22 protein-coding genes and 1 pseudogene are annotated in these 26,079 nt (G+C 70.2%); 10 read left to right on the top strand and 13 right to left on the bottom strand.

Annotated elements, in window-relative coordinates; translation table 11 throughout:
- Positions 1-89 precede the first annotated feature (89 nt).
- The 5 genes from STRIP9103_RS42920 (at position 90) to STRIP9103_RS42900 (ending at position 5,356) form a co-directional block, all read left to right on the top strand.
- Positions 90-998, top strand: coding sequence for a low temperature requirement protein A (locus STRIP9103_RS42920; RefSeq protein ID WP_009340861.1), 909 nt, complete (start codon positions 90-92; stop codon positions 996-998).
- 415 nt (positions 999-1,413) lie between these two features.
- Positions 1,414-3,294, top strand: a complete 1,881-nt coding sequence (locus STRIP9103_RS42915; RefSeq protein WP_181800467.1) for an amidohydrolase — start codon at positions 1,414-1,416, stop codon at positions 3,292-3,294.
- A gap of 98 nt (positions 3,295-3,392) precedes the next feature.
- Positions 3,393-4,055, top strand: coding sequence for a hydrolase (locus STRIP9103_RS42910; RefSeq protein WP_048822108.1), 663 nt, complete (start codon positions 3,393-3,395; stop codon positions 4,053-4,055).
- A 49-nt stretch (positions 4,056-4,104) separates the two neighbouring features.
- A complete protein-coding gene (locus STRIP9103_RS42905) occupies positions 4,105-4,638 on the top strand; it encodes a DoxX family protein (protein ID WP_048822107.1) in 534 nt (177 codons plus the stop codon).
- Entirely contained in the window at positions 4,619-5,356 is a 738-nt protein-coding gene (locus tag STRIP9103_RS42900; protein ID WP_009340868.1) for a YoaK family protein, read from the top strand. The genes STRIP9103_RS42905 and STRIP9103_RS42900 overlap by 20 nt, the downstream gene beginning before the upstream one ends.
- Positions 5,357-5,422: 66 nt before the next feature.
- Here the strand turns inward: STRIP9103_RS42900 and STRIP9103_RS42895 are convergent, their stop codons facing one another.
- Together STRIP9103_RS42895 and STRIP9103_RS42890 are read right to left on the bottom strand one after the other, a co-directional pair.
- The gene (locus tag STRIP9103_RS42895; RefSeq protein ID WP_009340879.1) at positions 5,423-6,436 is read right to left on the bottom strand and encodes a helix-turn-helix domain-containing protein; all 1,014 of its coding nucleotides are present in this window, start codon (positions 6,434-6,436) and stop codon (positions 5,423-5,425) included.
- Between the two features lie 104 nt (positions 6,437-6,540).
- The gene (locus STRIP9103_RS42890) at positions 6,541-9,363 is read right to left on the bottom strand and encodes a helix-turn-helix transcriptional regulator (RefSeq protein ID WP_234022440.1); all 2,823 of its coding nucleotides are present in this window, start codon (positions 9,361-9,363) and stop codon (positions 6,541-6,543) included.
- Between the two features lie 505 nt (positions 9,364-9,868).
- Here STRIP9103_RS42890 and STRIP9103_RS49660 point away from each other — a divergent pair.
- Positions 9,869-10,202, top strand: a pseudogene (locus STRIP9103_RS49660) (transposase); the annotation flags it as partial.
- 178 nt (positions 10,203-10,380) lie between these two features.
- Here the strand turns inward: STRIP9103_RS49660 and STRIP9103_RS42880 are convergent.
- Both STRIP9103_RS42880 and STRIP9103_RS42875 read right to left on the bottom strand, forming a co-directional pair.
- Complete coding sequence (locus tag STRIP9103_RS42880) at positions 10,381-11,712, bottom strand: class I SAM-dependent RNA methyltransferase (protein ID WP_048822106.1); 1,332 nt, start codon at positions 11,710-11,712, stop codon at positions 10,381-10,383.
- A 145-nt stretch (positions 11,713-11,857) separates the two neighbouring features.
- A complete protein-coding gene (locus tag STRIP9103_RS42875; RefSeq protein ID WP_009340848.1) occupies positions 11,858-13,933 on the bottom strand; it encodes an APC family permease in 2,076 nt (691 codons plus the stop codon).
- Positions 13,934-14,433: 500 nt separating this feature from the next.
- On the opposite strand from STRIP9103_RS42875, the gene STRIP9103_RS42870 reads away from it, so the two are divergent.
- The 3 genes from STRIP9103_RS42870 (at position 14,434) to STRIP9103_RS42860 (ending at position 17,595) form a co-directional block, all read left to right on the top strand.
- On the top strand, positions 14,434-15,105 hold the full coding sequence (locus STRIP9103_RS42870) for a potassium channel family protein (protein ID WP_009340814.1): 672 nt from the start codon (positions 14,434-14,436) through the stop codon (positions 15,103-15,105).
- Positions 15,105-15,782, top strand: a complete 678-nt coding sequence (locus STRIP9103_RS42865; protein ID WP_009340836.1) for a potassium channel family protein — start codon at positions 15,105-15,107, stop codon at positions 15,780-15,782. The genes STRIP9103_RS42870 and STRIP9103_RS42865 overlap by 1 nt, the downstream gene beginning before the upstream one ends.
- A gap of 139 nt (positions 15,783-15,921) precedes the next feature.
- Positions 15,922-17,595, top strand: a complete 1,674-nt coding sequence (locus tag STRIP9103_RS42860) for an IS1182 family transposase (protein WP_063747375.1) — start codon at positions 15,922-15,924, stop codon at positions 17,593-17,595.
- A 341-nt stretch (positions 17,596-17,936) separates the two neighbouring features.
- Here STRIP9103_RS42860 and STRIP9103_RS42855 read toward each other — a convergent pair whose 3' ends face one another.
- The 5 genes from STRIP9103_RS42855 to STRIP9103_RS42835 all read right to left on the bottom strand — a co-directional run bounded on the left by STRIP9103_RS42855 (position 17,937) and on the right by STRIP9103_RS42835 (position 21,164).
- Entirely contained in the window at positions 17,937-18,704 is a 768-nt protein-coding gene (locus STRIP9103_RS42855) for a DUF3159 domain-containing protein (protein WP_009340891.1), read from the bottom strand.
- Between the two features lie 3 nt (positions 18,705-18,707).
- Complete coding sequence (locus STRIP9103_RS42850; RefSeq protein ID WP_009340893.1) at positions 18,708-19,106, bottom strand: OB-fold nucleic acid binding domain-containing protein; 399 nt, start codon at positions 19,104-19,106, stop codon at positions 18,708-18,710.
- A 174-nt stretch (positions 19,107-19,280) separates the two neighbouring features.
- Entirely contained in the window at positions 19,281-20,060 is a 780-nt protein-coding gene (locus tag STRIP9103_RS42845) for a DUF3710 domain-containing protein (RefSeq protein ID WP_009340809.1), read from the bottom strand.
- A gap of 1 nt (position 20,061) precedes the next feature.
- A complete protein-coding gene (dut, locus tag STRIP9103_RS42840; protein ID WP_009340826.1) occupies positions 20,062-20,583 on the bottom strand; it encodes a dUTP diphosphatase in 522 nt (173 codons plus the stop codon).
- On the bottom strand, positions 20,580-21,164 hold the full coding sequence (locus STRIP9103_RS42835; protein ID WP_009340889.1) for a PaaI family thioesterase: 585 nt from the start codon (positions 21,162-21,164) through the stop codon (positions 20,580-20,582). The genes dut and STRIP9103_RS42835 overlap by 4 nt, the downstream gene beginning before the upstream one ends.
- A 112-nt stretch (positions 21,165-21,276) precedes the next feature.
- Here STRIP9103_RS42835 and STRIP9103_RS42830 point away from each other — a divergent pair, with 112 nt between their 5' ends.
- Positions 21,277-21,738 carry a DUF3093 domain-containing protein gene (locus tag STRIP9103_RS42830; RefSeq protein ID WP_009340846.1) on the top strand — a complete coding sequence of 154 codons (462 nt, stop codon included), beginning with the start codon at positions 21,277-21,279 and terminating at the stop codon, positions 21,736-21,738.
- A gap of 292 nt (positions 21,739-22,030) precedes the next feature.
- Here the strand turns inward: STRIP9103_RS42830 and STRIP9103_RS42825 are convergent, their stop codons facing one another.
- From STRIP9103_RS42825 to STRIP9103_RS42810, 4 genes are all read right to left on the bottom strand, one after another.
- Complete coding sequence (locus STRIP9103_RS42825; protein ID WP_181800488.1) at positions 22,031-22,981, bottom strand: hypothetical protein; 951 nt, start codon at positions 22,979-22,981, stop codon at positions 22,031-22,033.
- 13 nt (positions 22,982-22,994) lie between these two features.
- On the bottom strand, positions 22,995-23,291 hold the full coding sequence (locus STRIP9103_RS42820) for a DUF4193 domain-containing protein (RefSeq protein WP_003997302.1): 297 nt from the start codon (positions 23,289-23,291) through the stop codon (positions 22,995-22,997).
- Between the two features lie 404 nt (positions 23,292-23,695).
- Complete coding sequence (locus tag STRIP9103_RS42815) at positions 23,696-24,946, bottom strand: sensor histidine kinase (RefSeq protein ID WP_009340872.1); 1,251 nt, start codon at positions 24,944-24,946, stop codon at positions 23,696-23,698.
- A gap of 6 nt (positions 24,947-24,952) precedes the next feature.
- Positions 24,953-25,606 (bottom strand): response regulator transcription factor, encoded by a 654-nt coding sequence (locus tag STRIP9103_RS42810; RefSeq protein ID WP_009340866.1) that lies wholly within the window; start codon positions 25,604-25,606, stop codon positions 24,953-24,955.
- Positions 25,607-26,079: the final 473 nt, after the last annotated feature.

The raw sequence follows: 26,079 nt of genomic DNA, 5'->3' as shown, positions 1-26,079 counted from the left end.
CAGGCGGATGTGGTGGTTGTCGGTCCTGGTCCCGTTCCGGACCGCGCCGTCAGGATCGTGGCCGCGCCCGGAGACCTCCGCTGAGCGGCGTGCGGGCCCTCGGCCGGGCGGTGCCCGTCACGCGCCGACGGCATGCCATGACCGGGCGCGACCCGGGCGAGCCCCACCGGACCGCCACGCCGCTGGAGCTCTTCGTCGACCTGTGTTTCGTCGTCGCCGTGGCCCAGGCCTCCCATTACCTGCGCGATGCCCTGGCCCACGGGCACGGCGCCGCGGGCGTCCTGCGCTTCGCGTTGGTCTTCTTCACCGTCTGGTGGGCGTGGATGAACTTCACCTGGTTCGCCTCCGCCTACGACCCGGACGACACGCCCTACCGTCTGACCGTGCTGGTGCAGATCACCAGCTCTCTCGTGCTGGCCGCCGGCGTGGGTCGTGCCTTCGAGCACGGGGAACTGCTCGTCATCACGCTCGGGTACGTGGTGCTGCGCACGGCACTGGCGGCACTGTGGCTGCGCGCCGGCCTCGCCGATCGCCCGCGGCGTGCGACCACGCTGCGCTTCGCCGTCGGCGTGACGGTCTGTCAACTCGGTTGGGTGGGGCTGCTATTCCTCCCGGCCACGGGTCGACTTCCCGGCATCGCCGTGATGATCCTCGCGGAGGTGCTGGTCCCTGTGTGGGCGCAATCCGCGGGCATGACATCGTGGCATCCACGTCATATCTCGGAGCGCTACGAGCTGTTCACGCTCATCGTGCTGGGCGAGTCCGTGGCGGCCGCCACGATCGCCGTACGGGGGGCCTTCGAGCGGCAGCAGAACATCGCCGCCCTGCGCGCCCTGGCCGGGGGCGGGCCTGGCTGCCTACGCAGACCACCTCACGCGCCCCGCGGGGACCGCCGGGGCCCTGCCGGCCGCGCTGGGGGTCACGGTTCCGGCCGCCGTCTTCGTGTTCGCCGTCTGGGCGGTGCACCTCCGCCCGCACCAGCGCCGCAAGGCCGATGACGTCCCGTGCGCCGTCACCGTCGTCGGCCTGCTGCTCGCGACGTGGCTCCCGGCGCCTGCGCTGGTTGCCGGTGCGCTCTTGGGCGGTGTCGTCGTCGCGGTCACCCGGCGGAACCCCTGAGGCGCTCCCGCGCGGCCGGCGACCACCACCGCGTGCGAAGCGCCCTCGGGCCGCCGGACCACCCGTGCGCCACAGCGCCCGGCACGCCCGGACCACCCGTGCGCTACAGGTCAACCCGCAGTGCACTGACCGGACATCGGGCCCGCTTTTCCCCCGTAGCGTGATCGGCGAAGCAGCCGCCGCACGGTCGTCCGTGCACCTCGCCGATGTGTCGTCGGCTTGAGCGCGGCCTGTCGCAGATCCCACCCCATACGCCCCGTACGCCCTTCAGGAGGTTGTCGAAAGGTGTCCACGATGCCGGTCGGCGGGCTGATTCCCCGCGCCACCGACGACGCGGCGGACCTCGTCGTCCGCAACGCGAAGATCCACACCGGTGATCCCCGGCTGCCCCAGGCCGAGGCGATCGCCATCCGCGACGGAGTCATCACGACCGTCGGCGGGGACAAGGACGTGGCCGGGCAGGTCGGCCCCGCGACCCGGGTGGTCGACGCGCTGGGCCGCCGGATGATCCCCGGCCTCAACGACTCTCACCTGCACGTCATCCGCGGCGGCCTCAACTACGTGCTGGAGCTGCGCTGGGACGGCGTACGCTCCCTGCGCCAGGGCCTGGCCATGCTCCGGGAACAGGCGGCCCGCACCCCAGCGGGCCAGTGGGTACGGGTGGTCGGCGGCTGGTCCGCCGAGCAGTTCGCCGAACGGCGGCTGCCCACGGTCGCGGAACTCAACGCCGCCGCGCCGGACACCCCCGTCTTCGTCCTGCACCTGTACCAGTCCGCGATCCTCAACCGCGCGGCCGTCAAGGCCGCCGGCTACACCAAGGACACCCCCGACCCGCGGGGCGGACAGATCATGCGGGGACGCGACGGCGACCCTACGGGCATGCTGCTCGCGGCCCCGAGCGCACTGATCCTCTACTCGACGCTGGCCCAGGCGCCGGTGCTGGACGAGGAGCATCGCAAGACGTCCACCCGGCACTTCCTGCGCGAGCTCAACCGGTTCGGTCTCACCTCCGCGATCGACGCGGCGGGCGGCTTCCAGAACTTCCCGGACAACTACGAGACCGTCACGGAGCTGGCCAGGGAGGGCGCGCTCTCCCTGCGGATCGCCTACCACCTCTTCCCGCAGACCGCCGGACAGGAGATCGACGACCTCACCCGGTGGATCGCAATGGTCCGCCCCGAGGACGGTGACGAGTGGCTGCGCCTCAACGGCGCCGGCGAGAACCTCACCTGGGCGGCGGCGGATTTCGAGAACTTCGCCGAGCCGCGCCCCGAACACGCCCCCGATTACGAGGTGGAGTTCGAGAAAGCGGTCCGCCTCCTCATGGAGAACGGCTGGGGTTTCCGCCTGCACGCCACCTACGACGAGACCATCCGCCGTGACCTGGCCGTCTTCGAGAAGCTGGCCGCCGAGGGGTTGTTCCCCGGGAACAACCGGTGGCTGTTCGACCACGCGGAGACGGTGTCCGCCGACAGCCTCGACCGTATCGTCGCGCTCGGCGGCGCCATGTCCGTGCAGAACCGGCTCTCCTTCCAGGGCGAGGCCTTCGTCCGCCGGTACGGGATCGGTGCCGCCGCGGACGCGCCGCCGGTCCGGGCGATGCTGGGGCGGGGACTGACCGTGGGCGCCGGTACCGATGCCACACGGGTCTCCTCGTACAACCCGTGGATCGCTCTGCACTGGCTGGTCACCGGCCGGACCGTGGGCGATCTGACCATCCATCCGCCGCACAACCGGGTCGACCGGGAGACGGCGCTGGAGATGTTCACCACGGCTGGTGCCGCGCTGACCGGTGAACAGGACCTCAAGGGCGTACTGCGCCCGGGTTTCCTCGGTGACCTGACCGTCCTGTCGGAGGACTACTTCACGGTGCCGGATCCGGAGATCGCCCACATCGAAGCCCTCCTGACGGTCGTCGGCGGCCGGGTCGTGTACGCCGCCGGCGAGTACGAGGGCATCGACGAGGAGATGCCCGCCGTGACGCCCGAGTGGAGCCCGGTGGCCCACTTCGGCGGCTACCAGGCGACCCCCGCGCAGGCCCGGCCGGGAGTCCGTCAGGCGGAACTGCTCGGCGAGGCCGCCGCCGAGTCGGAGCTGCACCGCCAGTGGCGTGCCCGCCGCGGACTGGTCCCCGAGACCGACACCCCGGTCTTCGACCCCTGCTTCTCCCTGTGACCGGAGGCGCGCCCGTGCGCTCCGGCCCTCACACCTCCCTTCCCGGATCGCGGACGACCGTCCGTGATCGTCATCTCTCATCGCAGAAAGGCACACTCATGGTCGATATCGCCGAGGTCACCGCTGCTCCCAGCCCCGACCTGCTGACCCCCGACAACTGCGCGGTCCTGTTCGTGGACCACCAGCCGCAGATGTTCTTCGGCACGGGCAGCGGCGACCGCACCGCGATCATCAACGCGACCGTGGGCCTGGCGAAGGCCGCCAAGGCCTTCGAGGTCCCCATCGTCCTGAGCACCGTGGCCGCCGAGTCGTTCTCGGGCCCGCTGATGCCGCAGCTCGCGGACGTCTTCCCCGGTCAGAGGATCGTCGACCGCACCACGATGAACGCCTGGGAGGACGAGGCCTTCGTCGAGGCGGTCAAGGCGACCGGGCGCAAGAAGCTCGTCATCGCGGGGCTGTGGACCGAGGTCTGCGTCGTGCTGCCCGCGCTGTCGGCGCTCGCCCAGGGCTACGAGGTCTACGTCGTCACCGACGCGTCGGGCGGCGTCAGCCCCCAGGCCCACGAGCACGCCGTACAGCGCATGGTCCAGGCCGGTGTGGTGCCGGTGACCTGGGTGCAGGTGCTCCTGGAGCTCCAGCGCGACTGGGCGCGCGCGGAGACGTACCTGCCGGTCATGGAGGTCGTGAAGGCGCACGGCGGTACCTACGGTCTCGGCGTCGTCTACGCCCAGGCGGTCATCGGCGAGCACGCCGCCGGCTGACCCTCCCCCACGGTTGACGACGGACGTCAGGAACAGGCGGATACACGCGATGGACAGCGGATTGCTGCTGCTCCGGCTGGTGGTGGGGCTCCTCATCGCCGGGCACGGAGTGCAGAAGGTCAGTTTCCGGCTGGGCGGCAGCGGGCTGGCCGGAGGAACCGAGGAGTTCCGCCGGGACGGCTTTCGCGGCGGGCAACTCACCGCCCTCGCCGCGGGCGGCAGCCAGATAGGGGCCGGACTGTTCCTGGCGGCCGGACTCCTCACTCCGCTGGCGGCAACGGCCGCCATGGGGGTGATGACGGTGGCCGGCACCGTCAAGTGGCACAACGGGCTGTGGGTCCAGCACGACGGCTACGAGTACCCGTCGGTCCTCGTGGCCGTCGCCGCGGCCCTCGCCCTCACCGGTCCTGGAAAGTGGTCGCTCGACCACGCCCTCGGGCCCGTCACCTGGCCCTTGTGGGTCTCCCTCGCGGCGATCGTGATCGGCCCGGCAAGCGGGCTGGTCACCCGAGCGGTGCTGTCGCGGCCGACGGCCGGCGACCCGACGAACGAAAGGACACGGCATGCGCAAGCTGCTGACTGACGCCGCACGGACACTCGTCCCGCCCCGGGGCGACCGGCATGGGCCGCTGCCGCCCCTGATGCTCGCGCTGACGGTGGTGACGGGCCTCATCGACGCCGTGAGCTATCTGGCGCTCGGCCGGGTGTTCGTCGCCAACATGACGGGCAACGTGGTCTTCCTGGGCTTCGCCCTGGCCGGCGCGCCGGGCCTGTCGGTGGCGGCCGCCATCGTCTCGCTGTTGTCGTTCCTCGCCGGCGCCTTGGCGGGCGGGCGGTTCAGCACCGGGCTCGCAGCCCATCGCGGACGGCTGCTGAGCACGACGACCGCTCTACAGGCCCTGCTCGTCGCCGGGACGGTGATCGCGGTCGCGGTCGCGCACGGCGAGGTGTCCAGCCCGGTCCGCTACACCCTGATCGTGCTGCTCGGCCTCGCCATGGGGACGCAGAACGCGGTCGCGCGGCGTCTCGGGGTCCCGGACCTGACGACCACCGTCCTGACGCTTACCCTGACCGGTCTGGCGGCGGACTCCACCGTGGCCGGCGGTGCGGCACCGCGGCCCGGTCGCCGGGTGCTGTCGGTCCTCGCCATGTTCCTGGGCGCGCTCGTGGGGACACTCCTGCTGGCACACACCGAACTCGTGCACATCCTGCTGCTGGCGCTGGTGCTGCTCGTGGTGACGTCGGTGACCGCGCGACGGCTGTCGGCCGGCGCACCCGAGTGGACCAGGCCGCCCGCCTGAGGACTGCGGACGCATCGGCCTGGGCGGCGCTGCCGTCCGGGGTACCGGCCGACGGCTTCGACGAAGTCACCCAGGCGGATACGTGACGCCAGAGCCTGGGGCCAGCGTGGCGCGCCACTCGCTGGGGGACACACCGTAGAAGGCCCGGAACGACCTGCTGAAGTGCGCGGCGCTGGCGAATCCGTGCAGGTGTGCCACGGCGGCGATGGTCAGCCCCCGGGTCTGGCGGTGCCGCAGGTCGCGTCGGCAGGCTTCGAGCCGGCGACGCAGGATCCAGCGGCCGACCGTCGTGCCCTCGGCCTGGAAGAGCTTGTGCAGGTATCGCAGCGAAATGTGATGGGCGCGGGCTATGCGCGCGGGCGAGAGCTCGGGATCGGAGAGCTGTTCGTCGATGAACCCCTGGATCCGCAGCAGGAGGGCCCGGTTGGCGTCGGCCGCCTCGGCTCGGCCGCGCCGGAGCCATTCGTCGGCCAGCACCCCGAGCAGGTCCACCGCGTTGCGGGCCATCAACTCACCGATGTCCGCCGAGAACAGCTCCGCGTCGTCCACGAGCCGCGTGACCACTGAGGGCAACAGGGCACCGATGGAGGTGTCGGGCCCGAACGGCACCGCCGTGATCCGGCACAAGTCGTCCTCGTGCGAGCGCAGCGCCGCACGGGGCAGCACCAGGGACTTCACGCGGAAGGAGTGCGTGATGTCCAGCCGGACCCGCCGGAACGTGTCGTAGAGGAAAACGTCGTTCGTCTCCAGAGCCGCCGTCCGCCCGTCCTGGTCGATCCGACCGGCCCCGGACTCCAGGAGGCTGACGACCACGCAGTCCCCGCGACCGGTGTCCTCGGTCGAGACGGCGGAGCGCCGGACGGTCATTCCGTCGCCCTCCGAGCGCACCACCCGCAGCATGCCGAGGACGGCGGTGCTGACGGAGCCCGAGGACGAGGGGTCCTGCGAGGAGATGTCGACTCCCCCCAACGCATGCGACAACGTGTCACGCCAGTCCGTTCCCTGCGCGCGGGCGGACACCAGTGGCCCGGCGTGGATGGTGGTGCGGGAGCTGCCTCGGGCAGTCGTCCCAGTAGTCATAAGAATGCGTCCCCTTCCTTCCTCACGAGCCTGCCGCGCTCCGCGCGCCCCGCGCGTCGCACGTCCGCGGTGGATCTTGAGGAAGGGTGTGGGATACGAAGCGACTACTCTCCGTGCCGACGTGCGGCTGCGATTTCCGCCAGCTCGACGCGCGAGGTGATGTCGAGTTTGATGAAGGCGCGCCGCAGGTGCGAGCTGACCGTGTGCGGCGACAGCCCCAGGCGCTGAGCGGTCGCCCGGTTGGTCAGACCCTGCGAGACCAGCCGGATGACCGCCACCTCCGACTCCGTCAGTTCGGGCCAGACCGCGGAGGTCCGCTGGGCGGAGGTACGGCGCCGCGGGGCACCCATGGCGCGCAGCCGGCACCGGACACGGGCGGCGTCACGTTCCGCACCCGCTTCCGTGTAGAGGTCGAGCGCACGGTCGAGACGGGGCACGGCGTCGGCGGCGCTGCGCGTGGCCAGCCGGATGCCGGCGTCTTCCAGCGCCGCGGCCCTGGGGAGCAGTCGGGGGATGCCGTCGTACAGCTCGACGGCCCTGAGCAGCTGTCCGAGATCGTTGTCGAGCAGGCCCCGGGCGTGCGCGGCGGCGGCCGCGAGGACCGGGAAGCCGGGGTTGCGATCCGCCCGGCGCTCCGCGAGGGAGACGGCCGCGGCGGCCCGCTCCGCCGCCCCTGCCCGCAGCGCCATGCGGACGAAGACGACCATGTCGGCCGGGTCGTCCGGGCTGGCGAGGGACGGGCCGTCCAGGGCGAAGGTGCTGAAGGACTCGTCGAGGAGTTCCATGGCACGATCCGGTGCGCCCACGTCGTCCGCGACCAGGGCGAGGAGCCAGGAGCCCACGTTGCGGACGAGGACGGCGGGGTCGCCGACCATGCGCTCGGCCTGCGCGGCGTACGTCGTGACGGCTTCCCGGTCGTTGGTGTGCAGGGCGACGCGCAGAAGCGTGTACAGGGCCGTCGCCTCGGCGAAGTTGCCCATGCCCATCTCGTCCGCCAGTGCCGTGGTGGCCTCGGCCTCCGCGCGTGCGTCGTCCAGGTGGCCGGCGTCGAAGAGCACCCGGGACCGGTTGCTCATCCACAGGCCCATGGCCGCGGCCTGCCCCTGCTTCTGGGTCTCCCGGATGCCGGCCGCGGACTCGGCGAGCGCCCGGTCGGTCCGGCCCTCGGCGTTGAACAGGAAAGCCTGCCACAGCGCCTCCGGCACCCACAGCGAGTGGAGGAAGCCGATGTCGTCCGCGAGGGACGACGCCTCGTCGGCCAGCTCGAACGCCCGCTGCCACTCCATCCGGTAGAAGCGGACGACGGAGTCGACTGCGATCGCGGTGGCCCGGGCGGCGTCGTCATCGCCCTCGGCCGCCGCCGCGAGGGCTTCGGCAACGGCCCGTGACGTCGCCTCGAAGTCACCGATCATCGACAGGTTGAGGCAACGCAGCGCCAGCAACTGGGCCCGCACACCCTCGGAGATGTCAGGAAGCGCCGCCCCGATCCGGGCCTGCTCGGCGGCCTCGGTGAAGTCGAACTGGCTGGAGACGCGGGCCAGACCGAGCCGCAGCCGGGCCTCGGCCTCCGGCCGCATGCTCCCCGGCAGGACCGCGGCGGCCAGCGCCCGAGCCTGTCCGGCCTGTCCCGTCTGCCACAGCAGCAGCATCGTCTCCGCGACGATCGCGGGATGCTCCGGCGCGGTCTCCGCGGTCAGTTCCAGCGCCCGCCGGCTGAGCTGTTCGGCCGATGCCGGAGCCGAAGCGGACAGCTCGGCAGCGGCGGCCCTCAGTAGCTCCACAGCTCGCTGGTCCCCGGCCTCGGCGGTGTCCACGAGCAGGGCGGCCGCCTCGGTCACCGGGGCTCCGCGTGCCAGCAGCACTTCGGCGGCGTGCCGCCGCAGAGCCCGGTGCACGGCCACGGGGATGCTGCTCTCGACGGCCTCACGGAACAGGTCGTGACGGAACAGCAACCGCTCGTCGCGCTCGACGAACAGATGGGCGTCCAGGGCCTCCTGCACCGGCGCTATCAGCGAGGCCGTGGGCCGTCCCAGCAGCTCGGCGAGGAGCCCGATGGTGACCGTGCGGCCGACCGCCGAAGCCGTCTGTACGACCTCGCGCGTCGCCGGGGTGAGGCGGTCGAGAGCGAGCCGTACGGAAGCCTGGAAACGGGCCGGCACCTCGTCGCCGGCCAGTCGTGCGATGTCGCCCTCGACGACCACGGAGTGCTCTTCGCGCATGCTGCGCAGCAGTTCGACGAGCAGCAGCGGCACACCTTCGGCCCGTCCAGCCGCCTTCAGCGTCCCGGCGTCGGGCCTGGCCCCCAGGACGTCCTCGGTGATCTCGGCCACCGCCTCGGCGGTGAGGGGACCGAGTTCCAGGCGGAGTGCGCCAAGTTGCCCAAGGCGGTCCAGCGTCGCGCGGACACCCGGCGCGGCGGCGTTGGTTCGGACCGCCAGGAGCCACAGGATGGCGTGCGACGAGAGTCGCGCGGTCAGCGTGCGCAGGGCGAGGAGGGTGACGTCGTCGAGCCACTGGACGTCGTCCAGGGCGATGACCAGCGGCATGTCGAGCGCCGCCTGCTCCAACCGGTCCTGCAACTCCTGGAGCAGCCAGAAGCGTTGCTCGGAAGCGCTCGCTAGGTCGCGCAGGCGGTCGACGTCGAACAGCGTGCCGCTGTCCGTGAGCAGTCCGTCCAGCAGCGGCCCCAGGGGAACGAACTGCCCGTCAGGATCGGCGCCACCTTGGAACACTCGCAGCTCGCGGCGCATTGCTCGTCCCCACGCTTCCACGAGCAGGCGGCTCTTGCCACTGCCGGGAGCCCCCTCGACACACACGATGCCGCCGCGGCCCCGCGCCAGCTCGGCAAAGCGCTCGTCCAGGAGAGCCAACTCCGCATCCCGTCCCCGTACGGGCGGCTGGCTGTCGCCGATCCGAGGTGAGGGCACGGGCTGCCGAAAAACTTTCAACGTATTCCTCTGTAGTGCTGTGAGCAATGACCGTGAGTGCACACTTGCACGGCCACAGCATGTCATGTCCAAAAAATCGACACGACGGCACCCGGGGGTGGGCGTCGATCCTCGCGAGCATGAGCGGAGCTGCCCTCCCCCTCTCCGGCCGCCGGTCTGCCGACGCTCGTGCCGGAGAACGTCAGAACATCAGGGCCATCTCACGGCAGCGACGTGGGGGCGGTGCCGCGAACGGCCACCCCGTCGCGGGTGCGCATGCGCCGCAGTTCCCACAGCTCGACGGCGGTCACCGACACCGGGCCGCCCAGCAGCGAGAGAGCTGCACGCCGGGCGGGCCCTGGGCCGGCATGCCGCTGTCGATGAGGTCGAAGATCGCGAACACCCACACGAACACAGCCGAAGGGGCGGTGGATCAAACACCTGAACACCCAGTTCGGGTCGGTCGACTCGACGCTTACATCATCGCCGACTTCATCGACACCCGCTGCCGACCCCGGCCTGCGAGACCAGCACGGGTGGGCGACCGGAGAAGCACCCACGGCGCGAGATGGTGGACACGATCCGATACACGGTCGACACCGGCTGCAAGTGGCGGGTCCTGCCCAAGGACTTCCCGCCCTGGCGCATGTGTTACGGATTCATGCCCCGCTGGGCCGCCGCTGGCATCGTCGGACAGATCCGTGGCCAGGATCCGCAAACGCATCCGCCGCGAGATGGGCCGGGCGCCCGGCGCGGGCGCCACCGTCATCGACTCCCAGTCCATCAAGGCTGCGGAGACGGTCGGCCACGACGCCCGCGGCTACGACGCCGCAAAGAAGACATCCGATGCGGAAGAACTGTCAAGCGGCTTGCGGTAGTTGACTGCCTGATGGGGCGGGAAAGGCGACGCACCCCTCCTCCTCAGACGAATGCCCACGTCACGCGGCATCGTCCGCCTTCACCCGTTCCCACCTCCCAAACAGGTCGAGCCGACGAAGGAAGTCAGAAAACCGCAGGTCAAGAGGCCTTTCCAGTTCGTTCCAGGATCGCAACGCATTCCACGTGGGAGGTCATCGGAAACAGATCGAACGCCCTCAGCGTCCGCACCCGGTAGCCGCCCTCGCGGAAGTAGCCGAGGTCCCGGGCGAGGGCCGCCGGGTCGCAGGCCACGTAGGCGATGCGGCGGGCGCCCAGTGAGGACAGATGCTGGACGGTCTTCCTGCCCGCCCCCGCGCGCGGCGGGTCCAGGACGATCAGGTCGACCTCGGTGATGCCGGTGCGCGGAAGGGCCGACTCGACCTTGCCCTGCTCGATACGCACCCGGTCGAAGTCGGCGAGGTTGTGGCGGGCGTCCTCCACCGCACGCTTGCCCGACTCGATGCCGAGGACGGCGCCCTTGTCGCCGACGCGGTCCGCGAGGGCGCCGGCGAAGAGGCCGACGCCGCAGTAGAGGTCGAGCGCCGTGTCGCCCTTGCGCGGCAGCAGGCCCTGCATGACGGCCTTGACGAGGGTGTCGGCGGCCTTGGGATGGACCTGCCAGAAGCCGCCGTTGCCGACGCGGTACGTACGGTCGTCCGCGCGCTCGCGGACGAAGGGGCGGCCGTGGACGCGGTGCACGCCGCCGTCCTTCTCACCGACCCGCATCACCGACACCGGCCGGTCCAGCTCCACGATCGGCAGGCGCGCCCCCGGCCTCGGCGCAAGGATCACCTGGCGGTCCTGCGAACCCGTCGCCGCGATCGCGTCGACCGACGCCATGCCCGTCCAGTCCCGCTTCTCGATGCCCAGCTCGGACACGCCCGGCGCCGCGATCATGCAGTGGTCGATCGGCTCGACCTCGTGCGAGCGATGGCGGCGCAGCCCGGCCCGGCCGGTCTCCGGGTCCACCGCGTACTGCACACGCGTCCGCCACGCCGGGACCTCGCCCGCCGGAAGCTTGTCGCCCTCGGCCGGCATCACCGTGCCGTCCCAGCCCGCCTCCTCGGGCGTGAGACCGGCGAGCCGCCACAACTGCTCCGCGACGACCTCGCCCTTGAACCGGCGCTGCGCCCCCGGCTTGGCGTGCTGCCAGTCGCAGCCACCACAGCGGCCGGGACCGGCGTACGGACAGGGCGCCTCGATGCGGTCCTTGGAAGCCACCAGCACCGAGACCGCGTCCGCCCGCAGGAACCGCGCCCCCTCCTCGCCCTCGGTCACCCGCGCCACGACCCGCTCACCGGGCAGCGCGTGCCGTACGAAGAGGACCTGGCCCTCGGCGGTACGGGCAATGCAGTGGCCGCCGTGGGCGACGGGGCCGACCTCGACCTCGTACTCCTCCCCCACCAGCGATTTCCTCGGTTCTGCCTGCATGGTGGGTGACTCCAGAAGAGAAAGGGGGAACGGCCGGACAACAGCCCACCAGTCTACGTGGACCCCGCCCGGCCGTTGACCACAGGCGCCGACGCTCACCGCCCGACCACAGGCACCGGCCCTCGCCGCCCGCGGCCGGGGCAGCTCAGCCCTTGCTGCCCGAGGACTCCTTCGACGAGCCCTTCGTCGGCTCCTTCGACCGCTCGTCCGCCGGACCACGCCGTACCGAACCCGGCGCGTTCCACTCCTGCCGCTTGCGCTCCCGCCGCTTCGCGACCTCGGAGGACTCCAGTTGGTAGGGCACGGAGGTCACCATCACACCCGGCGTGAACAGCAGCCGCCCCTTGAGCCGGAGCGCACTCTGGTTGTGCAGCAACTGCTCGTACCAGTGGCCGACCACGTACTCGGGGATGATCACGGACACGGCGTCCCTCGGCGATTCCTTGCGCAGACCCTTGACGTACTCGATGACCGGCCGCGTGACCTCGCGGTACGGCGAGTCGAGGATCTTCAGCGGTACGTCGATGCCGCGCCGGTTCCACTCCTCCTGGAGCGCCTTGGTCTCGGCCGGGTCGACGTTGACGCTGAGCGCCTCCAGGGTGTGCGAGCGCATCAGCTTGGCGTAGGCGAGGGCGCGCAGGGTCGGGCGGTGGATTTTGGAGATCAGCACCACCGAGTGGACACGCGACGGGCGTACGACGTCGTCGCTCGGGCCCTCGGGCGCCGCGATCTCCTCGGCGACCCGGTCGTAGTGCTTACGGATCGCCGTCATCGTCGCGTAGAAGATCACCATGCCGAGCAGCGCCACCCATGCGCCGTGCGTGAACTTCGTGACGAGGACGACGACCAGGACGAGGCCGGTGAAGAAGGCACCGAAGGTGTTGATCGCCCGGGAGCGGATCATGCGGCGGCGCGCGGCCGGGTCCTTCTCCACTGCGAGGTGGCGGTTCCAGTGCCGGACCATGCCGGTCTGGCTGAGGGTGAAGGAGACGAACACACCCACGATGTAGAGCTGGATCAGCCGGGTCGAGTCGGCGCCGTAGATCCACACCAGGAGTCCGGCGGCGCCCGCGAGCAGCACGATGCCGTTGGAGAAGGCGAGGCGGTCGCCTCGGGTGTGCAGCTGGCGCGGGAGGTAGCGGTCCTGGGCGAGGATCGAGCCGAGCAGCGGGAAGCCGTTGTACGCGGTGTTCGCGGCCAGGAAGAGAACCAGCGCGGTGGCGGCGGCCAGCAGGATGAAGAAGAACGTGCCGTCGCCGAAGACGGCTGCCGCGACCTGCGAGATCACCGGGTTCTGGACGTAGGAGTCGCCGACCGGGGTGCCGTCGCGCACGAGGTCGACCGCCGGGTTCTCGGCCATCCGCACCTTGGTGGCCATCGCGAGGCCGATGATGCCGCAGAACATGGTGACGGCGAAGAAGCCCATCAGGGCCAGCGTGGTGGCCGCGTTCTTCGACTTGGGCTTGCGGAACGCCGGTACGCCGTTGGAGATCGCCTCGACGCCGGTGAGGGCGGCACAACCGGAGGAGAAGGCGCGCAGCATCAGGAAGACCAGCGCGAAGCCGGCGAGACCCTGGTGCTCGGCCTTGATCTCCAGGTCGGCGGTGGGCGCCCGCATGGTCTCGTCGAGGACCAGCCCGCGGAAGGCGCCCCAGGCGATCATCGCGAAGACACCGACGACGAAGACGTACGTCGGGATCGCGAAGAGCTTCCCGGACTCCTTCACCCCGCGCAGGTTCATCAGCGTGAGCAGCACGATGATGCCGATCGCGCACAGCACCTTGTGCTCGACGAAGAACGGGATGGCCGAGCCGAGGTTCTCCACACCGGAGGAGATCGACACGGCGACGGTCAGGACATAGTCGACGAGGAGCGCACTGGCGACGGTCAGTCCGGCTTTGGGGCCGAGGTTGGTGTTCGCCACCTCGTAGTCGCCGCCGCCGCTCGGGTACGCGTGCACGTTCTGCCGGTAGGACGCCACCACCGTGAACATCAGCACGACGACCGCGACGGCGATCCAGGGGCTGAAGTGGTACGCCGACACGCCCGCGATGGAGAGGACCAGCAGCACCTCTCCTGGGGCGTACGCCACGGAGGAGAGCGGGTCGGAGGCGAAGACGGGGAGCGCGATGCGCTTCGGCAGGAGCGTTTCGCCGAGCCGGTCGCTGCGCAGAGCGCGCCCGATCAGAATCCGTTTGGGCACGTCGGTCAGTTTGGACACGGGGAGGATCGTAAGCGCCGCGACTGGTTCTGGCACATCCGGGTGAAATCCCGGCGAGCCCCGGGGTGAAATCTCTCCGCCCACGACTGCGAAACCCGTCCTCCGAGGCATCCTCCGACTCTCATGGACGCGTCCTTACGTCTATACGACGAACCTCGTATACGACGAACCCTGTCCGCCCTCACCCCCTGGAGGCCCCATGCAGGCCGCTACCGCGGAGCTGATCGGTGCCATCGCCTCCCTCGTCGGACTCGGCGTGCTGACGGTGATCAGTGCCCGCCGGATCAGCCGACGCCGGCCGACGGCGTGAAGCTCCCCGCCGAGGCCCCGCGTCCGCGCCGTCCACGCCCCCAACGCCCTGTCCACGCCTTGGAATACCCCGGGCGAAATTGCGCAGGAGTGCCGTTGGCGGACCGCGCGTGTGTAGCTTGGGCGGCGGTCTGAGACCCTGTTTTTAACGTTTCGACTGAGCAGTAGCTATTGACATCGGAAGGACGGTCGTGCACATCGTCATCATGGGCTGCGGGCGAGTGGGATCCACCCTCGCCCAGACCCTGGAGCAACAGGGGCACACGGTCGCCGTCGTCGACCAGGACCCCACGGCCTTCCGTCGTCTCGGCTCGGGATTCGGCGGCCGTCGCGTCACCGGCGTCGGCTTCGACCGGGACACCCTGCGTGAAGCGGGCATCGAGGAGGCGGGCGCCTTCGCCGCCGTCTCCAGCGGTGACAACTCGAACATCATCGCCGCCCGTGTCGCCCGCGAGATGTTCGGCATCGAGAATGTGGCGGCGAGGATCTACGACCCCCGCCGTGCCGAGGTCTACCAGCGGCTCGGCATCCCCACCGTCGCCACGGTCCGCTGGACCGCCGACCAGATGCTCCGCCGGCTGCTGCCCTCCGGGAGCGAGCCGCTGTGGCGCGACCCCACCGGCGGCGTCCAGCTCGCCGAGGTGCACGCCTCCTCGGCCTGGGTGGGCCACAAGATCAGCAAGATGCAGGAGGAGACCGGCGTCCGTGTCGCGTTCCTGACCCGGCTGGGCGAGGCGATCCTGCCCACCTCGCAGACGGTGTTGCAGGAGGGCGACCTCGTGCACGTGATGATGCGTACGGACGACGTGGAGAAGGTCGAGGCGTCCTTCGCCGAGGGTCCCGACCAGGAGGGCGGTCACTGATGAGGGTCGCCATCGCCGGAGCCGGCGCGGTCGGTCGTTCGATCGCGGGCGAACTGCTGGAGAACGGCCACGAGGTCCTTCTCATCGACAAGGCGCCGACCGCCATCTCGGTCGAGCGCGTCCCTCAGGCGGAGTGGCTGCTGGCCGACGCCTGCGAGATCACATCCCTGGACGAGGCCGCGCTCCAGCGCTGCAACGTCGTCATCGCCGCGACGGGCGACGACAAGGTGAACCTGGTCGTCTCGCTCCTCGCCAAGACGGAGTACGGCGTCCCCCGCGTCGTCGCCCGCGTCAACAACCCCAAGAACGAGTGGCTGTTCAACGAGGCCTGGGGAGTGGACGTCGCCGTCTCGACCCCCCGCCTGATGTCCGCCCTGGTCGAGGAGGCGGTGAGCGTCGGCGACCTGGTACGCCTCCTCCGCTTCAGCCACGGCGACGCGAACCTGGTCGAGCTGACCCTGCCCCCGGAGTCGGCCCTGGCCGGCACCCAGGTGGGCGAGGTGGAGTGGCCGGAGGACACCTCCCTGGTCACCATCATCCGCGGCACCCGAGTCCTCACCCCCACCCAGGAGGACTCCCTGGAAGCCGGCGACGAACTCCTCTTCGTAGCCGCCCAGGCTCGCGAGGAACAACTGGAGGACCTGCTGTCGGTACGCCGAGAGGACGCGCCGAGCTGACCCCGGACTCCAACACACGGCAGGGGCGCCCCGGGATGTTCATTGATGCTGTTGGTTTATTCGGGGCCGTGCGTGACGTCGGCCTTCGAGACCTGGTTGTGGTCTTGAAGGCCGACGTTGTCGTATGGGGTGGGTGCGGATGTCGATGCAGCCGAAGGGGTCTGGGGAGATCCCGGCGGAGACGGTGCGGGTGGCGCGGGCCGCGTTCCCGAAGGGGAGCCTGGCCATGCGGCTGCGGGACGAGTTGGGGCCGATGTTCACGGATGAGGAGTTCGCGGACCTCTTCCCCGCCCGGGGGCGTCCTGCCTGGTCACCCGCCGGGCTGGCACTGGTGTCGGTATTGCAGTTCGTCGAGGGGCTGACCGACCGGCAGGCGGCGGAGGCGGTGCGGGCACGGATCGATGTCAAGTACGCGCTCGGGCTTGAGCTGGACGGTCCGGGCTTCGATTTTTCGGTGCTGTCGGAGTTTCGGGACCGGCTGGCTCGGGTGGACGGCGGGCGGCGGGTGCTGGACGGCGTCCTGGCCGCGGCCCGGGAGAAAGGGCTGCTCAAGAGGGCGGGGCGGGCCCGCACGGACTCCACGCATGTGTTGTCGACGGCGCGTGAGCTGTGCTGGCTGGAGATGGTGGCGGAGACCTTGCGGTCGGCGTTGAACGCGCTGGCGCAGGCGGCACCGGACTGGCTGGCCGGTGCCGCCGAGCCCGACTGGTTCCGGCACTACGCGACCAGGGCCGAGGACAGCCGGTTCCCCACCGGCCGCGCGAAGCGGGACGAGGTGGGGACGCGGATCGGCCGGGACGGAACACACCTGCTGACGGCTGTCTTCGCGTCCGGCGCCCCCGAGGCTCTGCGCCGGCTCGCGGAGGTGGAAACCCTGCGGAAGGTGTGGGTCCAGCACTTCCACCAGGTGGAGGGCGAGGTGAGGCGGCGGAGCCCAAAAGACCGCCCGCCGGGCGCGTTGCGCCTGGTCACCCCGTATGACACCGACGCGCGTGGCAGTGTCAAACGCGACACGATGCGGGACGGTTACAAGGTCCACCTCACCGAGACCTGTGAGCCGGACACCCCGAACCTGATCACGAACGTCGCCACGACGGTGGCCACCGTCCAGGACCGGTCGATGGCCGAGACGATCCACAACCAACTCGCCTCGCGTGACTGCGTACCCGGCGAGCACTGGGTCGATGCCGGCTATCCCACCGGCGCGGCCCTGGTCAGCGCAAAGCGCGACCACGGCATCGCGCTGCACGGCCCTCTCCAGGCCGACAGCAGTGCCCAGGCCGGTGCGAACAGTGGCTTCGGTCAGGACGCCTTCACCATCGACTGGGAGAACGGGAAGGCTGCCTGTCCCGGCGGCAAGACCAGCATCCGCTGGGGCGAGAGGCTTTCCCAGCGCGGGCAGCCCGTGCTCGAAGTGCAGTTCTCCGTACTCGACTGCCGCCCGTGCTCGTTGCGGAAGGCATGCATCAACTCGCCCAACGGCACACGTCGCTCGCTGCGGCTACGTCACCACGACGAACACCACGCGCTCCAGGCGGCCAGAGCCGAGCAGACGAGCGATGAATGGAAGGGACGCTACAAGGTCCGGGCTGGGGTCGAGGGCACCATCGCCCAGGCTGTTCAAAGCTGCGGACTGCGCCGATCCCGCTACCGGGGTCTGGTGAAGACCAGCCTCCAGCACCAGCTCACCGGCGCGGCGATCAACCTCGCCCGCATCGACGCCCACCTCGCCGGTAGACCACGAGCCCGCACCCGCACCCGCCACTTCGCAGCACTTCGCCCCGCCGACCAAACAATCGACGAGGCGAAGTAGTAGGCCCCGAATAAACCAACAGCATCATGTTCATTCCCGGGGCGCCCCTGCCGTTCCACCGCCCCCGGCCGCCTCCAGCTCCGCGATACCTGCTCGACTCTTGGGTGCCTCGGCGAATCTTCGGGCCCTCTTCGTAGTTCTCGGCCACTCCTGAGTCCTCGGCGCGCTCTTCGAGCCCTCGACGCCTTTGCAGCCCGCTCCAGGCCCCCAGCCCGTCCGGCGTTTGAGGACGAGGGTTCAGGCCCAAGCGGTGGTCTGGGGGCGGCAGGCAGCCCCAGGGACGCGGGGTCGAAGGGGCGCAGCCCCTGGGGGAGGGAAGGGCAAGGGCGGCGGGGGCGAAATCACTCCCCGGCGGCACCCGCCCGCTCCGCGGCCTTCCGCTCCTCCTCGGCGCGCTCCTCCGCCTCCATCTCCGCGAACACATCGATCGGCGCCGGCGCCTTCGCCAGGAACACCCAGGTCAGCCACACCGCGAGCAAGAACGGCGGAATCTTCAGCGCGACAAGCACCCAGCCGAGCTGAGTCGTATCGGCCCACCAGTACAGCGGAAACAGAATCGCGCACTTGCCGAGCAGAATCAGCCCCCACGCCCAACTGGCCTTGGCATACGCCTTCTTGCGCCCGGGGTTACGCGTCCGCCAGGAGAGGTTCTCCTTGAACACCGGCCCGAGCATCAGCCCGATCAGCGGCACACCCGCGAGCGTCGTGATGATGTACGCGAGCGCGAGGCCCAGCGTGTAGAGCATGCCCGGCAGATAGAAGTCCTTCGCGTTGCCGGTCATCATCGCGAAGACCACACCGAAGGCGACCCCGAAGACACCACTGAAGGCGTGCTTGACGGTGTCCTTCATGACGAGCCGCACCACGACCAGCAGCACGGAGACACCGAGGGCCGCGATGGCCGACGAGTGCAGATCCTTGTTGATCGTGTAGATCGTGACGAACAGAAGCCCCGGCAGCACGGTCTCGACCATGCCCCGCAAGCCACCGAAGGCCTCGAACAGCGCGGCCTCGGTCACCGCCCTGGAGTCATGTGCGTCGTGCTGGACACCCGGGGCGTCCCGGAGGTCGTGCTGGGCGTCTTCCGTCGGCTTGTCGAGCGACGTCACCGGCTACTCCCGTCCGAGCGGTCTGAGTTCGTACTTCGGGTTGAAGAGCACCCTACGGCCCCGGCTCATCGAGATCCGACCGGATGCGATCAGCTTGCGCCCCGGCTCTATGCCGACGATGGAGCGCCTGCCGAGCCACACCACGTCCAGGGCGGCCGAACCGTCGAACAGTTCGGCCTCCAGGGCCGGGACACCGGCCCGCGGACGCAGCGTGACCGTGCGCAAGGTACCAGTAACCGTCACTATCTGTCGGTCGTGACAGTCGCAGATCCGCGTACAGCCCGCGGTGTCCGTGTCCTCACGCAGTTCCTCGGACTCCAGGTCCTCCTGCGACGAGGACAGCCGGTCGAGCATGCGCCGGAACCGGCCCACCGGCTTCTCGGAACGAGAAACAGCACTCATGGCGAAAAGCCTACCGGGGCCCACCGACAAGCCGAACCCCCGTACGCCACCCACCCCAGCCGCCCCAGGCGGCCATCCCGGATCACCCAGCCCCGGCCACGAACATGACAATGGGCCGCACCCCAGGGGTACGGCCCATACGCATGTACGAGATGTACGAACGCGGGAACGGGACTACCGGACCTCGGTGATCTCCGGCCCGCGCTGCAGCTGTCCCATGCCGCCGGAGAAGCGGGAACCGCTCTGCTCCTCCTGCTGGACGCCCTCGGGGACCATCTGGGCGTCGTTCGGCAGCTTCAGGACGATCGGGTCGCGCGGCGCCATGGGGCCGTCACCGCGTACGACGACGGTGTCCCGGAAGATCGACTCCAGCACTCCGGCGGTCTGCGGCTCCACCGCGCCCCGGCCCGAGATCACCCCGCGCAGGAACCAGCGCGGCCCGTCCACACCGACGAACCGGACCACCTGGAAGCCGCCCGTGCCGTCCGGCAGTTGCACCGGCACCTGGGCCCGCAGCTCCCAGCCCAGCGGGCCCTCGACCTCGTCGATGACACCGCCCTGCTGGGTGATGCCGCTGGCGATCTCCTCGCGGACCTCGCCCCAGATGCCCTCGCGCTTGGGCGCGGCGAAGGCCTGGAGCTGCACCGCGCTGTCGCGCAGCACGACGGTGGCCGCGACGATCGCGTCGCCCGCGACCTCGACCCGCAGTTCCATGCCGTCGACCCCGGGTACGAAGAGGCCGCCGAGGTCCACACGGCCCTCGCCGGGCTCGCGCACCTCGGAACTGTCCCAGGGTCCGTCGGGCCGCGGCTCCGGCTCCAGCCGCACACGCTCCCGCTCGCCCGCGTCCGCCTCAGTGTCGACTTCCCCAGCAACGCCGTCGACCTGCTCGGCCTCGCTCGCCGCGTCCGCCGCGTCCTCAGCGGAGCCCTTCTTCTTGCGACGTCCGAACACGTCACTGTCCTTCCCGGTCGGATACGACCGAAGCGTATCGATTCCCACCCGTTGTGCCGCCCACGGCGGCATGACCGCCGGTGGACCCGAAGCCCCCATCGGCCCGCGCCGAGTCGGGAAGCTCCGCCACCTCCTGGAAGCGCACCTTCTCGACCTGCTGGACGACCAGTTGGGCAATCCGGTCGAAGCGCTCGAACCGCACGGGTTCATGCGGGTCGAGGTTCACCACGATCACCTTGATCTCCCCACGGTACCCGGCATCAACCGTCCCCGGGGCATTCACCAGGGCGACACCGCAGCGGGCGGCGAGGCCGGATCGAGGGTGCACGAAGGCCGCGTACCCCTCCGGGAGCGCGATGGAAACTCCCGTGGGCAGTACGGCCCGTTCGCCCGGCCTCAGTTCTCGGCTCTCCGTGGTGCGCAGATCGGCGCCCGCGTCGCCGGGATGCGCGCGGCTCGGCAGCGGAACATCCGGATCGACGCGCCGGATGAGCACGTCGACGGGGGTACGGCCACTGCTCACGGGTTCACCTCGAAGGCACGGGCACGCCGGACCTGGTCCGGGTCGTTCATGACCGCCTGGATCTCCTCCTGGCGGCCGTGGTCGATGAAGTGGTCGACCTTCACCTCGATGAAGATCGCGTCGGCGCGGACGGCCAGCGGGCCGTCGGGACCGCCGATGCGTCCGGTGGCGGTGGCGTAGATCTTCCGTCCGGCCACCGCCGTCACCTCGGCCGCCAGGTACAGCACGGTGTCGACGGGCACGGGCCGCACGAAGTCGGTTTCCAGCCGTCCGGTCACCGCGATGGTGCGCAGCAGCCAGTTCAGCGAGCCGAGGGTCTCATCGAGAGCGCTCGTCAGAATCCCCCCGTGCGCCAGCCCGGGCGCGCCCTGATGGGCGGACTTCACGGTGAACTCGGCGGTGAGGGACACACCCTCCCCGGCCCGGGCCTCCAGATGCAGTCCGTGCGGCTGCTCCCGGCCGCATCCGAAGCACTGCTCGTAGTGCGCGCCGAGCAGCTCGCCGGGGGCGGGCGCGTCGGGATGCCGTACGGGCGGCGTGGCGTCGGCCGGAGGTTGCAGGGCCGCGGAAGTACCTCTCACAGCCGCAGACCTTACCCGCCCGTCAGCCTCGGGCCATCGTCCCTACGGGCAGGGTTTCCCCTCGACCGCCCTGATTCCGGGGCTGGACGGGCAGCGTGCCAAGCTTGACGCCATGCAGCTCTCCGCCTCGCCGTACGAAGAACGCCTCACCGCGCCCCGCTCCTGGTGGCTGGTCTGCTTCCTGGTCGGGGTCTCCATGGCCCTGATCCTCCTCCCCTTCGGCACCCTCCCGCTGCTGGCCGGCCTCGCGGGCGGCACCGCGGCGGCAGCGGTCGTCGCCAGCTCCTACGGCTCCGTGCGTATCCGGGTGGTGGGCGACTCCTTGATCGCGGGTGAGGCCAAGGTCCCTGTGAGCGCCCTGGGCGACCCGGAGATCCTGGACCCCGAAGAGGCCCGCGCCTGGCGCACCTACAAGGCCAACCCCCACGCCTTCATGCTCCTCCGCGCCTACATCCCCACGGCCCTGCGCATCCCGGTGACGGACCCCGCCGATCCCACGCCCTACCTGTACCTGTCGACCAGGGAACCAGAGCGCTTGGTGGCGGCCCTGGAAGCGGCGAGGACGACGGCGTAAGCCGCCCATTCGGCCAACGGAACACACAGCACACACAGCGCCTGCTCGTCACCTACGGAAGACACAACGCCGTTCGTCAGACACAGCACCGCTCGTCGCACAACACCGCTCGTCGCCCTGCGAAGTCCCGGCGCGTTCGTCGCCCATCGGCGGCGTGGTTTTCTCGCCCAACTCTTACCGTCGGCGGCGACATTTCGTCCGCCGCGACGGCGATCAGCCGTGACGGCGCAATTCGACGGCGCCGAATCCCGGCGCGCTCAACCGGCGACCCCGGTCACGTCACACCCGCCGGTCAGCCCTCGCCGAGTTCCTTCGGCAGCTCCTCCAGCGGCAATGGATCCGCCGGCTTCTCCAGCGGCGGCAACTCCAGTAGGGCATCCCACGGCACCTGCGCTCTCCGCAGGTCCCTCCGGATGCGCTCCGCGAGCTGCTTGGTGTCGCGGCGGTTCATGACAGCCCCGACCGCCGCCCCGATCAGGAACGGCATCAGGTTGGGCAGATTCCGCACCGTCCGCTTCATGATCTGCTGTCGAAGCTGCCGCCTCATCTGCCCACCGAGGGCGGCGTTGATCGTCGTCGGCTTGATCACGTCGATCCCGCGCTCACCGGACCACGAGTCGAGATAGGCGGTACTGCGCTGCCGAAGATTTCCGGGCGGTCGCGCCCCGTACACCTCGTGCAGCTCGGCGATCAGCTTCAGCTCGATCGCGGCGACCCCGGTGATCTCGGCGGCCAGCTCCGCGGGAATGGCCGGCGGCGTCGGCAGCATCGCGGCGGCTCCGACCCCGGCACCCACCGTCGAGGACGCGTTCGCGGCCCCAGCGACGAGCTTGTCGGCGATCTGCTCGGGCCCCAGCCCCGGGAACTGCGCACGCAGCGTCGCGAGGTCCCGTACCGGAATGCGGGGAGCCATCTCGATGATCCGGTCGGTGAGGTACGCGAGCCCCGCCCGCGCCCGTTCCCCGCCCTTGCGGGCCCCTGTCTTCAGGCCCTCCTTGATGCCGTCGCGGACGACGGCCGTGCGACGCCGGGCGATCGGCGCCGGAGTGTCCACCGGTACGGGCAGGCGTCCCTGCTCATCCGTGGCGCCCCCCGACGCCTGACCAGACGTAGGTTCGAGCGAGGCCGCTCCCGGGTCGGAGGAGCCCCGCTCATCGTCACGCACGCCGTCAGAGCCGTCGTACGGCTCTGGGTCCGCTCCCTTGCGGAAGCGGCGCTTCCAAGGAGGGGTCGAGCCAGTCACGGCCGACCCTGCCTCAGTCGCAGTCGCGGCAGATCGGCTGACCGTTCTTCTCGCGGGCCAGCTGGCTGCGGTGGTGCACCAGGAAGCAGCTCATGCAAGTGAACTCGTCCTGCTGCTTGGGCAGTACCCGGACGGCCAGCTCCTCGTTCGAGAGGTCGGCCCCGGGCAGCTCCAGGCCCTCGGCGGCCTCGAACTCGTCGACGTCCACCGAGGAGGTCGACTTGTCGTTCCGGCGAGCCTTGAGTTCTTCCAGGCTGTCCGAGTCGACGTCGTCGTCGGTCTTGCGTGGGGTGTCGTAATCCGTTGCCATGTCGCTCTCCCCCTCTGGGTGTCTGCGGTGTCTCCAGCGCACGTAACGCGTGAGAGGCCGGACTTGTGCCCGACCTGAGGCGGAGATTTTGCCTCACATCAAGGTCTGTTACTCAATCGACACCCAACCGGACTCCTCAAGAGTGATCGGCTTGGATGGCGATCGGGACCGTACACGGTCCTCATGCTGCATTTCAAAGGCGCTTCAGCATCTACTTCCCGTGATCTCAACCCCCGAAAACCCGGATTTTCCCGGCTTTCCGGCAGGCCCATGATCACGCTCCGTAGATGGCTGGAAATTCGCCCATGTGATCGATCACACATTGGTCGCGCACGACCGTTTCGATCAGGCCCCAGGAAAATTCCGCGCAAAGCGAACACGGCTCGGAGCCGGGGGTCATTTTCTCAGACCGGCAGGGTCACGCGCATCACCAGCCCGCCCCCCTCACGTGGCTCGGCCGCAATGTGCCCGCCATGCGCGCGGGCCACGGACCGGGCGATCGACAGGCCGAGACCCACACCCTTGTCGCTGCCCGTGCGCTCCGTACGCAACCGCCGGAACGGCTCGAAAAGGTTGTCGATCTCGTACGCCGGCACCACGGGCCCGGTGTTGGTGACCACCAGGACCGCCTGGCCGTGCTGGTGCTCCGTCGTCACCTCGACCCAGCCGCCCTCGCCCGGCACGTTGTACCGGACGGCGTTCTGGACGAGGTTCAGGGCGATCCGCTCCAGCAGGACGCCGTTGCCCTGGACGACCGCCGGAGCCCGCTCGCCGCGGATCTCGACCTTCTTGGCGTCCGCCTCGCCGCGCACCTGGTCGATGGCCTGGGAGGCGACCTCGGCGAGGTCCACGGGCTTGCGCTCGACGATCTGGTTGTCACTGCGGGCGAGCAGCAGCAGGCCCTCCACGAGCTGCTCACTGCGCTCGTTGGTGGCCAGCAGCGTCTTGCCCAGCTGTTGCAGCTCCGCGGGCGCGTTCGGGTCGGAGAGGTGCACTTCGAGGAGTGTGCGGTTGATCGCGAGCGGCGTGCGCAGCTCGTGCGAGGCGTTCCCGACGAACCGCTGCTGGGCCGTGAACGCCCGCTGCAGCCGCTCCAGCATGTCGTCGAAGGTGTCCGCCAGCTCCTTCAGCTCGTCGTCCGGACCGTCGAGCTCGATACGGCGGGACAGGTCCGACCCGGCCACCGCGCGGGCGGTACGGGTGATCCGGCCGAGCGGCGCCAGTACCCGGCCCGCCATCGCGTACCCGAAGGCGAACGCGATCACGGCGAGCCCGAGCAGGGCCAGCAGCGAGCGGCTGAGCAGTTTGTCCAGGGCGACCTGGCGCTGGCTGTCGATGCAGTCGGCGATCGCGGAGTTGAACTCGGACAGCGGCAGGTTGCCCGTGTCGACCGCGGGACAGTTGTCGCTGCTGACGCTGATGTCCGTCCCGCCCACGATCTTGAACAGCGGTGAGTTGCCGGTGTTCACGGCCTGGGCGGCCAGCAGGTAGATGATCGACAGGAGCAGGATCCCGGCGATCAGGAACATGCCGCCGTACAGCAGCGTGAGCCTTATGCGGATGGTCGGCCGCAGCCACGGGAGCTGCGTCTGGGGCCTCCTGGGGTCCCAGGTGGGCTTCGGGGGCGCCTGGGGCGGCGCGGGCGTCGTGGCCACGGCGGATCAGATCCGGTAGCCGGAGCCGGGCACGGTGACGATGACCGGCGGCTCGCCGAGCTTGCGGCGCAGGGTCATGACCGTGACCCGGACGACGTTGGTGAACGGGTCGGTGTTCTCGTCCCAGGCCTTCTCCAGCAGCTGCTCCGCCGAGACGACGGCACCTTCGCTGCGCATCAGCACCTCCAGGACCGCGAACTCCTTGGGCGCCAGCTGGACCTCCTTGCCGTCGCGGAAGACCTCGCGGCGGTTGGGGTCGAGCTTGATGCCGGCGCGCTCCAGGACCGGCGGCAGCGGCACGCTCGTGCGCCGGCCGAGGGCCCGTACACGCGCGATGAGCTCGCTGAACGCGAACGGCTTGGGCAGATAGTCGTCGGCGCCGATCTCCAGGCCCTCGACGCGGTCGCTGACGTCGCCGGACGCGGTGAGCATCAGCACGCGCGTGGGCAGGCCGAGCTCGACGAGCTTGCGGCAGACGTCGTCGCCGTGGACGAGGGGGAGGTCGCGGTCGAGGACGACCACGTCGTAGTCGTTGACGCCGATGCGCTCCAGGGCGGCCGCACCGTCGTACACGACGTCGACGGCCATGGCCTCCCGGCGCAGTCCGGTGGCCACCGCATCGGCGAGCAGTTGCTCGTCCTCGACGACGAGTACGCGCACGTCGCTTGTCCTTCCTGTGTCCACCCGCGTAGCGCGCAGACGCGCACACGGGCAGGGTGTTCGTGGGTGTGTGACCTCCATCCTGCCTTTTTCAGCCGTAAGTCGGCTGTAAGGCGACTCTCGGAAGATCGGGACGGAGCGCGGGTCCGGGAATGCGGGATTTTTTTCGTCCGGTCGAGGTTTCCGTATCCGGCACCGGGGGGAGGACGGCTTTACACCCCGCGATCACGCTCTGCTTGTGCCGCACCACCATGCGGTACGCAGCGATCCGCTTCCCGCAGAGTGGGCGTGGGTGTCCGGCACCGACGCCGCCCGGCAGGGGCAGCGCTGGGCATCCACAAGAGACGTGATCGCCCCTTCCGAACGGCACACCCCCGTGCCACCGACCCACGACCCAGGACGAGGGGGCGCAGCATGGACGCATTCACCGCAGGACTTCTGCAGCGCATAAAGGCGACCGAGTCCGACCTGAC

The organism is Streptomyces ipomoeae 91-03, assembly GCF_000317595.1.
Lineage (GTDB): Bacteria > Actinomycetota > Actinomycetes > Streptomycetales > Streptomycetaceae > Streptomyces > Streptomyces ipomoeae.
The sequence above is the reverse complement of the archived record's forward strand: the minus strand, read 5'-3'. Positions and strand labels throughout refer to the sequence as shown.

Bases quoted from the DNA above. Each gene is read 5' to 3' on its own strand.
- STRIP9103_RS42915 (WP_181800467.1), top strand. From the start codon at position 1,414: ATGCCGGTCGGCGGGCTGATTCCCCGCGCCACCGACGACGCGGCGGAC.
- STRIP9103_RS42910 (WP_048822108.1), top strand. From the start codon at position 3,393: ATGGTCGATATCGCCGAGGTCACCGCTGCTCCCAGCCCCGACCTGCTG.
- STRIP9103_RS42905 (WP_048822107.1), top strand. From the start codon at position 4,105: ATGGACAGCGGATTGCTGCTGCTCCGGCTGGTGGTGGGGCTCCTCATC.
- STRIP9103_RS42900 (WP_009340868.1), top strand. From the start codon at position 4,619: ATGCGCAAGCTGCTGACTGACGCCGCACGGACACTCGTCCCGCCCCGG.
- STRIP9103_RS42895 (WP_009340879.1), bottom strand. From the start codon at position 6,436: ATGACTACTGGGACGACTGCCCGAGGCAGCTCCCGCACCACCATCCAC.
- STRIP9103_RS42880 (WP_048822106.1), bottom strand. From the start codon at position 11,712: ATGCAGGCAGAACCGAGGAAATCGCTGGTGGGGGAGGAGTACGAGGTC.
- STRIP9103_RS42865 (WP_009340836.1), top strand. From the start codon at position 15,105: ATGAGGGTCGCCATCGCCGGAGCCGGCGCGGTCGGTCGTTCGATCGCG.
- STRIP9103_RS42860 (WP_063747375.1), top strand. From the start codon at position 15,922: ATGTCGATGCAGCCGAAGGGGTCTGGGGAGATCCCGGCGGAGACGGTG.
- STRIP9103_RS42850 (WP_009340893.1), bottom strand. From the start codon at position 19,106: ATGAGTGCTGTTTCTCGTTCCGAGAAGCCGGTGGGCCGGTTCCGGCGC.
- STRIP9103_RS42830 (WP_009340846.1), top strand. From the start codon at position 21,277: ATGCAGCTCTCCGCCTCGCCGTACGAAGAACGCCTCACCGCGCCCCGC.
- STRIP9103_RS42820 (WP_003997302.1), bottom strand. From the start codon at position 23,291: ATGGCAACGGATTACGACACCCCACGCAAGACCGACGACGACGTCGAC.